The 10,061-nt window shown below is 73.6% G+C and carries 10 protein-coding genes; 8 read left to right on the forward strand and 2 right to left on the reverse strand.

Annotation, left to right across the window (positions count from 1 at the left end):
• The first annotated feature begins 234 nt into the window (after positions 1–234).
• Positions 235–1,359, forward strand: coding sequence for a DNA integrity scanning diadenylate cyclase DisA (gene disA / locus AB0D45_RS30585; protein WP_361607860.1), 1,125 nt, complete (start codon positions 235–237; stop codon positions 1,357–1,359).
• 179 nt (positions 1,360–1,538) lie between these two features.
• On the opposite strand, the gene AB0D45_RS30590 is transcribed toward disA, so the two are convergent.
• Positions 1,539–2,345 carry a hypothetical protein gene (locus AB0D45_RS30590; RefSeq protein ID WP_362465036.1) on the reverse strand — a complete coding sequence of 269 codons (807 nt, stop codon included), beginning with the start codon at positions 2,343–2,345 and terminating at the stop codon, positions 1,539–1,541.
• Positions 2,346–2,505: 160 nt separating this feature from the next.
• Between AB0D45_RS30590 and AB0D45_RS30595 the strand changes: the two genes are divergently transcribed.
• The 7 genes from AB0D45_RS30595 (at position 2,506) to AB0D45_RS30625 (ending at position 8,922) form a co-directional block, all read left to right on the forward strand.
• Complete coding sequence (locus AB0D45_RS30595; RefSeq protein WP_362465039.1) at positions 2,506–3,123, forward strand: phosphatase PAP2 family protein; 618 nt, start codon at positions 2,506–2,508, stop codon at positions 3,121–3,123.
• A 23-nt stretch (positions 3,124–3,146) separates the two neighbouring features.
• Complete coding sequence (locus tag AB0D45_RS30600; protein WP_362465042.1) at positions 3,147–4,067, forward strand: A/G-specific adenine glycosylase; 921 nt, start codon at positions 3,147–3,149, stop codon at positions 4,065–4,067.
• 338 nt (positions 4,068–4,405) lie between these two features.
• Complete coding sequence (locus AB0D45_RS30605) at positions 4,406–4,966, forward strand: SigE family RNA polymerase sigma factor (RefSeq protein WP_361607872.1); 561 nt, start codon at positions 4,406–4,408, stop codon at positions 4,964–4,966.
• Positions 4,967–5,004: 38 nt separating this feature from the next.
• A complete protein-coding gene (locus tag AB0D45_RS30610; RefSeq protein ID WP_362465053.1) occupies positions 5,005–5,655 on the forward strand; it encodes a hypothetical protein in 651 nt (216 codons plus the stop codon).
• A gap of 46 nt (positions 5,656–5,701) precedes the next feature.
• Positions 5,702–6,415 (forward strand): two-component system response regulator CseB, encoded by a 714-nt coding sequence (gene cseB / locus AB0D45_RS30615; RefSeq protein WP_361607875.1) that lies wholly within the window; start codon positions 5,702–5,704, stop codon positions 6,413–6,415.
• Positions 6,416–6,425: 10 nt separating this feature from the next.
• Entirely contained in the window at positions 6,426–7,739 is a 1,314-nt protein-coding gene (gene cseC / locus AB0D45_RS30620; protein ID WP_361607878.1) for a two-component system sensor histidine kinase CseC, read from the forward strand.
• 94 nt (positions 7,740–7,833) lie between these two features.
• On the forward strand, positions 7,834–8,922 hold the full coding sequence (locus AB0D45_RS30625) for a LamG-like jellyroll fold domain-containing protein (protein ID WP_362465045.1): 1,089 nt from the start codon (positions 7,834–7,836) through the stop codon (positions 8,920–8,922).
• Between the two features lie 55 nt (positions 8,923–8,977).
• Here the strand turns inward: AB0D45_RS30625 and AB0D45_RS30630 are convergent, their stop codons facing one another.
• Positions 8,978–9,649: a M23 family metallopeptidase gene (locus tag AB0D45_RS30630; protein ID WP_362465047.1), complete on the reverse strand. Its 672-nt coding sequence runs from the start codon at positions 9,647–9,649 to the stop codon at positions 8,978–8,980.
• Positions 9,650–10,061 lie beyond the last annotated feature (412 nt).

A 10,061-nucleotide genomic window follows, 5' to 3' on the forward strand; every position in this document is an offset into this window, starting at 1 on the left:
CGGGCGGCGGACCGGCAGCGGAATCCTGGACTCCGCAGACGGGTCGAAGGGCAGGTCAGCGGGCCGGCGGGGGTGGCCGCGGGGCCGGGCCGGGGGCCGGGGCGCAGCGCCCGTACGGGGCCTCGCGGCGGCGGTAGGGGTTAAGCCCCGGCGGGCGCACAGCCCGCGCCGGTAGACTTTCTGCTGGTCCGCCCGGCCGTACGCGGCGGCGCAACCCGCGACCGGAGGAGTGCAGTGGCAGCCAAGGACGGGGCAGCAGCACCCGGGAAGTCCGGCGCGAGCTCCAAGCACGAGGCGCTGATGCGCGCCTCGCTGAGCGCGGTCGCGCCCGGTCAGCCGCTGCGCGACGGGCTGGAGCGGATCGTCCGCGGCAACACGGGCGGCCTGATCGTCCTCGGCATGGACAAGGCCGTCGAGGCGATGTGCACCGGCGGCTTCGTGCTGGACGTGGAGTTCACCGCGACCCGGCTGCGCGAGCTGTGCAAGCTCGACGGGGCGCTCATCCTGGACAAGGACATCACCAAGATCCTGCGGGCCGGCGTGCAGCTGGTGCCCGACGCGTCGATCCCGACGGAGGAGACGGGCACCCGTCACCGCACGGCGGACCGCGTCTCCAAGCAGTGCGGCTTCCCGGTGGTGTCGGTGTCGCAGTCGATGCGGCTGATCGCCCTGTACGTCGACGGCGAGCGGCGGGTCCTGGAGGAGTCCGGGGCGATCCTCTCCCGGGCGAACCAGGCGCTGGCCACACTGGAGCGGTACAAGCTGCGCCTGGACGAGGTCGCGGGCACGCTGTCGGCGCTGGAGATCGAGGACCTGGTCACCGTCCGCGACGTCACCGCCGTCGCGCAGCGGCTGGAAATGGTCCGCCGGATCGCGACCGAGATCGCCGAGTACGTGGTCGAACTGGGCACGGACGGGCGACTGCTGTCGCTCCAGCTGGACGAGCTGACGGTCGGCATCGAGCAGGAGCGGGAGCTGGTGATCCGGGACTACGTTCCGGAACCGACGGCAAAGCGTTCCCGCACGGTGGAGGAGGCGCTGCCGGCCCTGGACGCGCTGACGCATCCGGAACTGCTGGAGCTGGCGATCGTGGCGCGGGCGCTGGGGTACACGGGCTCGCCGGAGACCCTGGACTCCGCGGTGTCGCCCCGCGGGTACCGGCTGCTGGCGAAGGTGCCGAGGCTGCCGGGGGCGATCATCGAGCGGCTGGTGGAGCACTTCGGCGGTCTGCAGAAGCTGCTGGCCGCCAGCGTGGACGACCTCCAGACGGTGGACGGCGTCGGCGAGGCGCGGGCGCGCAGCGTGCGCGAGGGGCTCTCGCGGCTGGCGGAATCCTCGATCCTCGAACGGTACGTGTAGCCGGCGCGGTGGTGCGGTGCCGCTGCGCGGGCTTGCCCCTCCCCGCCCTTCCACCGTTCCCAGGGGCGCTGCCCCTGACCCCGATACCGTGCGCTCCGCGCCCGGTGCGCTCAAACGCCGCGCGGGCTGGAGTTTGAGGCGCGCCGGCGCTGAGCGGTGCGAGGACCGCGTCGAAAAGGTCAGTCCTGCTTCAGGACGAACGAGGTGCGGGCCACCGGGAGGCCCGGGGACTTGACCTCGACCACGTAGGTGTCCGGGGCCGGGTTGCCCTGCGGGGGGTTCTGGCACTGGTCCGCCGCGCTCGGCTTGCGGTCCCATTCCACCGACTGCTTCGTCTCGCCCTGCGCCGGCAGCCGGTAGAAGGCGTTGGCCGGGCCCGCCGGGCAGTCGGCGGAGGACCAGACGGCCTTGGCGCCCGTCGTCTGGAAGATGGTCACGACCGCCTGCTTCGGGCCGAGGCCGAACTTGCAGGTGCTGCCGGAGGTGTTGCGGACGGTCAGTTCGAGGCGGGGCTTCTCGTTCGTCTCGTACTCGTTCTTCACGCTCTTGACCTCCCACTGCACCACGCCCGCCGGGCACGTCGGCAGCGGTGAGTCCGCCGGGACCTGGGCGGGGGAGGAGCCGGACGAGCCGGACGAGCCCGCCGAACCGGAAGCGGAGCCGTCCGTACCGGAGTTGGCGCCCGCGCCGCCCGGCTCGCCGTTCTTGCCCGGGCCCGAGGAGCCCGGACCGGAGCCCGAGTCGCCGCGCCCACCGGGGGCCTGACTGATCGCCGGGCCCGTACCGGAGGGGCCCGGCGTGATGGTCTTCGGCGGCCGGGCGCCGTCACCGCCGCCCTTGCCGTTCGTACTCGTCTTCCCGCCACCGGAACTGACGACCCATACGGCGAGCAGCGCGACGAGCGCGGCGACGGACGCCAGCACGGCCCTCCGCCGCCAGTAAATGGAGGAGGGGAGCGGCCCGACCGGATTGCGCAGAGATCCCACGCACCGAACCTTACGAGAACTCATGCCGCGTTCCGTGCCCCACATGCCGCTTGTCCGGCAGGTTTTGCCGATGATCATCCTGCGGGAGGACCCGGCAGCGCCGAATACCGGCCAGGGGTCCGGTGAGGCCGGAGCGGGCCGCCCAGTACGGTCAGTCACCATGGACAGCTCCGACCTCTATCGCGACATCACCGACTTCGCCCACGCCACGCCCCCTTGGGTGCAGTCGGCCGTCGAGGTCTGGACCGAATACGGCCTCCTGCTCTTCAGTCCGCTCTACATAGCCGTGTGGTGGCGGGCGCGCGGGCGGGGCGGCGACCCGCGGGCGCTCGCGCTGGCCGTCCTCGCGCCGCTGGTCACCGCGCTCGTGTACGTCGCCTCCGAGGTGGTGAAGTCGACCGTCGACGAGGAGCGGCCCTGCCGGGCGGTGGCCGGGGCGGCCGTCTCCCTGATCCCGTGCCCGCCGTACGGGGACTGGTCCTTCCCCAGCAACCACTCCGCCATCGCGGGCGCGGCCGCCGTCGCGCTGGCGCTGGCGGCGCCCCGCCTCGCGTGGCTGACCGTGCCCATGGGGCTGCTGATGGCCTTCTCCCGGGTCTTCGTCGGGGTGCACTACCCGCACGACGTCGGCATGGGGCTGCTGCTGGGCGCTTCGCTGGCCGTGCTCGCCGTGGCGGCGCTGACCGGTCCGATGACCGGCATCACCACCGCCGTCCAGGGGAGCGGGAACCGCGCGGCCGTCTGGTTCACCGGTCCGGGCCCCGCGCGCCGGCCCTGAAACGTGCCAGGATGCCGTCTGTCATGACTGCATCCCCATCACACACCTCCGCATCACCCGCCTCCGCGCTGCACACCCCCGTCATCGCGTGGTTCGACGAGCACGCCCGCGACCTTCCCTGGCGCCGCCCCGAGGCCGGCCCCTGGGGGGTGATGGTCAGCGAGTTCATGCTGCAGCAGACCCCCGTCAGCCGGGTGCTGCCGGTGTACGAGCAGTGGCTCGCCCGGTGGCCCCGGCCCGCCGATCTGGCCGCCGAGGCGCCGGGTGAGGCCGTACGGGCCTGGGGGCGCCTCGGCTACCCCCGCCGGGCCCTGCGCCTGCACGGCGCGGCCGCGGCGATAACGGAACGGCACGGCGGCGACGTACCGCGGGACCACGCGCAGCTGCTCGCGCTGCCCGGGATCGGCGAGTACACGGCCGCCGCGGTGGCCTCCTTCGCGTACGGGCAGCGGCACGCGGTGCTGGACACGAACGTCCGCCGGGTCTTCGCGCGCGCCGCGACCGGGGTCGAGTACCCGCCGAACGCCACCACCGCCGCCGAGCGGCGTCTGGCGCGGGAGCTGCTGCCCGAGGACGAGGGGACGGCGGCCCGCTGGGCGGCGGCCTCCATGGAGCTCGGCGCGCTGGTGTGCACCGCCAAGAGCCCGGACTGCGCCCGCTGCCCGGTGGCGGGGCTGTGCGCGTGGCGGCTCGCGGGGAAGCCCGCGCACGACGGGCCGCCGCGGCGCGGGCAGACGTACGCCGGGACCGACCGGCAGGTGCGCGGCAAGCTGCTGGCGGTGCTCCGGGAGGCGGTGGGGCCCGTTCCGCAGGCGGTGCTCGACACGGTCTGGGACGAGCCGGTGCAGCGGGCCCGGGCGCTGGACGGGCTGGTGTCCGACGGGCTGGTGGAGCCCCTCGCGCACGACACGTACCGGCTGCCGCAGGGGCGCACGCAGAGCTGACGGCCGCGCCCGGCACCCGGGCCGGGGGCAGGGCCGGGAGCAGGGCCGGGAGCAGGGCCGACGGCAGCGCCGCCGGCCTCTGCCCGGCGTCCCGCCCGGCGCCCCGCCCGGCCTCCTGCGACGGATCGCCCAGCGCTCCGGCACGCCCTCGGGATTCACTCGAAGTTGACTCGAAGATTCCGTTTGAGTCCGGGAAACCGCAGCTCACCGGCACTGTTACACAACCTACGGGTGTCCGTGCGCCCACCGCAGGCTGACCCGCACAGTGCCGTGACAACCCCTCCGTACCTTCGGATCCGGAAGACAGCGGAGACGGGGACGCAGTGGAGGCGGTCTGCATGGCGCACGGAGAGGTACTCGAGTTCGAGGAGTACGTACGCACCCGGCAGGACGCCCTGCTGCGAAGCGCCCGGCGCCTGGTCCCCGACCCGACCGACGCCCAGGACCTGCTCCAGACCGCCCTCGTGCGCACCTACGGCCGCTGGGAGGGCATCGCCGACAAGTCCCTGGCCGACGCCTACCTGCGCCGGGTCATGATCAACACCCGTACCGAGTGGTGGCGCGCCCGCAAGCTCGACGAGGTCCCCACCGAGCAGCTCCCGGACGCCCGCGTCGAGGACGGCTCGGACCAGCGCGCCGACCGCGCCCTGCTCATGGACATCCTCAAGGTGCTCGCGCCCAAGCAGCGCAGCGTCGTGGTGCTGCGACACTGGGAGCAGATGAGCACCGAGGAGACGGCCGCGGCGCTCGGTATGTCGGCGGGAACCGTGAAGAGCACACTGCACCGCGCCCTGGCCAGGCTCCGCCAGGAGCTGGAGAGCCGGGACCTGGACATGCGTGCCCTGGAACGCGGTGACCACACCACGCGCTACGAGGGGCGGGAGCGGTGCGCGGCCTGAACGGCCAGAATCCGGGCGGCAGAGGCTCGGTGGTGCTCATGTCGGCGGGGACGGTCGTCCTCGTCGGCACAGTGCTGTTCGCGGCCGGATGCTCCACCGGCGGCACCGGACTGCGCGACGGCGGCCCCGCGCGCACCGACCCGGTGGCGCGCAGCAACCAGCCCACGGGCGCCGCTTCCAAGCCTCCGGCCCCGGGCCACTCCCCCGCCGCGTCCACCGCCGGCCCGGTCAAGCGGGTCGACCCGGTGGCCCTGCTGAAGGCCGACCCCAAGGTCAGCGCCGAGATCAAGCGGGACCTCAAGCCCTGCACGGGCAAGGAGTACCCGATCGACGTGAGCTACGGGAAGATCACCGGCGGCACCCTGACCGACGTCGTCGTCAACGTCCTGTCCTGCGCCGACGCCCTGGGGCGCGGGTCGTACGTGTACCGGTCGGACGGCGGGGCGTACGAGAATGTGTTCGCGGACGAGCAGAAGCCGGTCTACGCGGAGATCGACCGGGGCGACCTGGTGGTCAGCAAGCCCGTGTACGGGCAGGACGCGGCGCCCTCCGAACCCTCGGGCGAGGACATCATCACGTACCGCTGGAACGGCGAGCGGTTCACCGAGCAGGACCGGGTCCACTCCGAGTACAGCAACGTGTACAACCCCGGGATGCAGCCGGCCCCGGCCGTCTCGCCGAAGAGCTGACCGAACAGAACGACGACCGAGCGGAAGAACCGGAGTGAGGCTGGGCATGGCCGAGACCCACGTGCTGTTCGTGGAGGACGACGACGTCATCCGCGAGGCCACGACCCTGGCGCTGGAGCGCGACGGGTTCGTGGTCACCGCCATGCCCGACGGCCTGTCCGGCCTGGAGTCCTTCCGGGCCGACCGGCCGGACATCGCACTGCTCGACGTGATGGTGCCCGGCATGGACGGCGTGAGCCTGTGCCGCCGCATCCGCGACGAGTCCACCGTCCCCGTGATCATGCTGTCGGCGCGCGCCGACTCCATCGACGTGGTCCTGGGCCTGGAGGCGGGCGCGGACGACTACGTCACCAAGCCCTTCGACGGCTCGGTCCTCGTCGCCCGCATCCGCGCCGTGCTGCGCCGCTTCGGCCACGCCGGCGGCCCGCAGAACGGCGCGCGCGGGGCGTCCGACGCGGACGGCTCCGACGCGCGCGGGGTGCTGTCCTTCGGCGACCTCGAAGTCGACACCGAGGGCATGGAGGTCCGCAAGGCCGGCGCCCCCGTCGCCCTGACCCCCACCGAGATGCGGCTGCTGCTGGAGTTCTCCTCCGCGCCCGGCACCGTCCTGTCCCGCGACCGGCTCCTGGAGCGCGTCTGGGACTACGACTGGGGCGGCGACACCCGCGTCGTGGACGTCCACGTACAGCGGCTGCGCACCAAGATCGGGCAGGACCGGATCGAGACGGTCCGCGGCTTCGGATACAAGCTCAAGGCATGAGTAGAACCACATGAGGCGCGTCACCCTCCGCACGGGGATCCGCTGGAAGATCACGCTCGCCATCGCCGCCGTCGGCGCGCTCACCGCGCTCGCGCTGAGCCTGGTGGTGCACAGCGCTGCCCGCGTGTCGATGCTGGAGAGCGCCCGCGACCAGGAGCTGGAGCGGGTCCAGTACATCTCCCGTACCCCCGACGCCGGGCGCAAGCCGATCTGGGGCGCCAAGGTCAACGACCCCGAGCTGCCCGGCGAGCTGCGCGACAAGGCCCGCTCGGGGCGGCGCGGCACCTACATCCACGAGTCCCCGAAGCGGGTCCCCGAGGTGTGGGCGGCCGTGCCGCTCGGCAACGGGCAGGTGCTGTCCATGCACCACCCCTTCCGCGAGAGCGCGAACATGGTGCGGGACCTGGACCGGGCCCTGGTCGTCGGCTCCCTGGCCGTGGTGATCGGCGGGTCGGCGCTGGGCGTGCTCATCGGCGGGCAGATCTCGCGCCGGCTGCGGCAGGCCGCGGCCGCCGCGCAGCGGGTGGCGCACGGGGATCCGGAGGTACGTGTACGGGACGCCGTGGGCGGTGTCGTACGGGACGAGACGGACGACCTCGCGCGGGCCGTGGACGCCATGGCGGACGCCCTCCAGCAGCGGCTGGAGGCCGAGCGGCGGGTGACGGCGGACATCGCGCACGAGCTGCGGACGCCGGTGACGGGCCTGCTGACGGCGGCGGAACTGCTGCCCCCGGGCCGGCCGACCGAGCTCGTGCGCGACCGCGCCCAGGCGATGCGCGTCCTGGTGGAGGACGTACTGGAGGTGGCCCGGCTGGACAGCGCGTCCGAGCGGGCCGAGCTGCAGGACGTGGCGCTCGGCGAGTTCGTGAGCCGGCGGGTGTCGTCGCTGATGCCGGAGGCCTCGGTACGGGTCGTCGCGGACGAGATCGTCAGCACCGACCCGCGCCGGCTGGAGCGGATCCTCGGGAACCTGCTGGCCAACGCCTCGCGGTACGGGCGGGCGCCGATCCAGGTCGACGTCGAGGGCCGGGTCGTCCGCGTCCGGGACCACGGGCCGGGCTTCCCCGAGGCGCTGCTCCGAGAGGGCCCGAGCCGCTTCCGGACCGGCTCGACGGACCGGGCGGGGGTCGGCCACGGGCTCGGGCTGACCATCGCGGAGGGCCAGGCGCGGGTCCTGGGGGCCCGGCTGACGTTCCGCAACGTCGCGGCGCCGGGCGGCGCGGAGGCCGAGGGCGCGGCGGCGGGGGCGGTGGCGGTGCTGTGGCTGCCGGAGCACGCGCCGACGGCGACGGGGAGCTTCCCGATCGTCCAGCTGCCGGGCTGACCCCGGTTCCTCACGGGGGCGGAGCGGGCGGCGGACGCCGGGGGCCGGGGGCGGGGCTCTTTCGGGTACGCGGCGATGTTCTAGCATCCGTGCCATGACTGACGGTACGGATCGCCCGAACAGCCCCCAGCCCGGCCCCGCCTCCGGCGGGTACGGCTATCCCCAGCCTGGGCAGTCGAACCCCTACCAGCCGGCGCCGGCGCCGCAGCCGGGGCAGGGCTTCGGGCCGCCGCCGGCGGACGAAACGTTCCCGCCGCCGGTACCCGAAGCCTTCGGCTCCGCCTCCACCCCGGACTGGCAGGCGATGGCCGACGCCACCGAGGCCAGCCGGCGCAAGCGCAAGCGGCTGACCATCGGCATCGCGGCGCTCGCGGTGGTCCTGGTGGCGGGTGGCGCGAGCTGGTTCGTACTGGGCGGGCCGGACGGGAAGAACGACCCGCCGCCGGCGGCCTCCTCGGGATCACCGAGCGGGTCGGGCAACCCGTCCCAGTCCCCGGACAAGACCCCCGAGGACGACTCCCCCACCGTGCCGGGCGAGCCGAACCTGCTGCGCGACCGCAGCGGGAAGATGGGCATAGCCCTCGGCCCCGGCGCCTCACTGGGCGAGCTGGCCAAGCGGACCGAGGTCCGCTTCAAGGGCACGGCGGACTCCTACGCCCAGGGCGCGGAGGCCGCCGTGGACGTCACGAAGAGCTTCACCGTCTCCACCCGCGCCTACAACGTGGCCGAGACCGGCTCGCGGATGGCGGTGAGCCAGGGCGACGGGGTCTCGTACTCGTTCGAGCTGGGCTTCGAGGTCGTCAACGGCAAGAAGGCCTGGGTGTTCCGGGTGCAGACCGGCGACAAGGGCCAGGCGGCGACCGCGCAGCAGGTGGTCGTGGACACCGTGGACACCACGCGGCAGTGGGCGCTGCTGACGGGGACCTACGACGCGGAGAAGAAGACCATCGCGCTGTGGGTGGACGACAAGCAGGCCGGCCAGGCGCAGGTCTCGGGCATCTGGGCCGGACCCGGACCGCTCCAGCTGGGCCGGGCCCGTCACCACGGGATCTGGAGCGCGGCCTGGGACGGCCCGCTCGACCACATCCGGATCTTCGACCAGGCGCTGGGCCAGGAGCAGATCACGGGCCTGAAGAACAACAAGACCGGCAAGACGAAGCCGACCCACTCCTGGCTCATCTGAGCCCGGAGCGGGTCGGTTCCCCCGGGCCGGCCCGTGGCGGGCCGCCCGTGGCGGGTCAGACGGTGACGCCGGCCTTGCGCAGGAAGGCCACCGGGTTGACGGCCGAGCCGTAGTTCGGGGTGGTGCGGATCTCGAAGTGCAGGTGGGGGCCGCTGGAGTTCCCGGTGTTGCCGGAGAGGGCGATCCGCTGGGTGGCGGAGACCTTCTGGCCGATCTTCACCTGGATCCTCGACAGGTGCGCGTACTGGGAGTACGTGTTGTTCGCGTGCCGGATCACGATGGCGTTGCCGTACGCGGGGCCGTCGCCGCCGCCGTTCGGGCCGGCCTTGACGACGGTGCCGGCGGCCGCGGCCTTGACCGGGGTGCCGGTGGGGACGGCGAAGTCCTGGCCGGAGTGCTTGTGCGCCCACATGCTGCCGCCCTTGCCGAAGGTGGCGGAGAGCGTGTAGCCCTCGACGGGCTTGGCCCACAGCGACGTCTTCGCGGCGGCCTTGGCAGCGGCCTTGGCAGCGGCGGTCTTCGCGGCGGCCGCCTTGGCGGCCGCGGCCTTGGCCTGCGCCTCGGCCTGGGCCTGGACGGCGGCCACCTCGGAGGAGGCGGACAGGGTGCTGGGGGCCTCGTCGGCGAAGGCGGCGGTCGTTCCGGCCCCGAGGGCCAGCACCACGCCGAGACCGGCGGCGGCGAGGGCGGTACGGGTGCGGCGGGGGCTGACGCGCTTCGCGGACATGTGGGGACCTCCGGGGCCGGGGACAAGGCGTGTTCGGGCAAGAAAGATCCCGGCGCTGCGGTCCGAACCGCCACTGCCGGGCTTGCCCCACCTTGGTAACCGCTGCCCCCGCCCTTCCCCAAACGTCCCTTTTACTACCCGGACTCGTAACCGGCCGGTGGATCTCCAAGGGCTTGACGGCGTCCGTACTGGGCCTGGGCAGGGACAAACCGGGAGAACGAAACCTACGAGAGGTCCTAGTAGGTCCGATTTGCCCTGTGCGGCTTGTCACCGGCTCCGGGCCCCGGAGCCCCCCGGCGCCGACCCCCGAGGGCACACAAAGGGGCGGCCCCGGGACCACACAGGTCCCCCGGCCCCCCCCCGGGAACCCCACCCCCCGCCGCCCGCGCGCACGCGCCCCACGACCCAGATA

It is taken from the genome of Streptomyces sp. NPDC048352 (assembly GCF_040651895.1).
GTDB lineage: Bacteria > Actinomycetota > Actinomycetes > Streptomycetales > Streptomycetaceae > Streptomyces.

Bases quoted from the DNA above. Each gene is read 5' to 3' on its own strand.
- AB0D45_RS30595 (WP_362465039.1), top strand. From the start codon at position 2,506: ATGGACAGCTCCGACCTCTATCGCGACATCACCGACTTCGCCCACGCC.
- AB0D45_RS30600 (WP_362465042.1), top strand. From the start codon at position 3,147: ATGACTGCATCCCCATCACACACCTCCGCATCACCCGCCTCCGCGCTG.
- AB0D45_RS30605 (WP_361607872.1), top strand. From the start codon at position 4,406: ATGGCGCACGGAGAGGTACTCGAGTTCGAGGAGTACGTACGCACCCGG.
- AB0D45_RS30610 (WP_362465053.1), top strand. From the start codon at position 5,005: ATGTCGGCGGGGACGGTCGTCCTCGTCGGCACAGTGCTGTTCGCGGCC.
- cseB (WP_361607875.1), top strand. From the start codon at position 5,702: ATGGCCGAGACCCACGTGCTGTTCGTGGAGGACGACGACGTCATCCGC.
- cseC (WP_361607878.1), top strand. From the start codon at position 6,426: ATGAGGCGCGTCACCCTCCGCACGGGGATCCGCTGGAAGATCACGCTC.
- AB0D45_RS30625 (WP_362465045.1), top strand. From the start codon at position 7,834: ATGACTGACGGTACGGATCGCCCGAACAGCCCCCAGCCCGGCCCCGCC.
- AB0D45_RS30630 (WP_362465047.1), bottom strand. From the start codon at position 9,649: ATGTCCGCGAAGCGCGTCAGCCCCCGCCGCACCCGTACCGCCCTCGCC.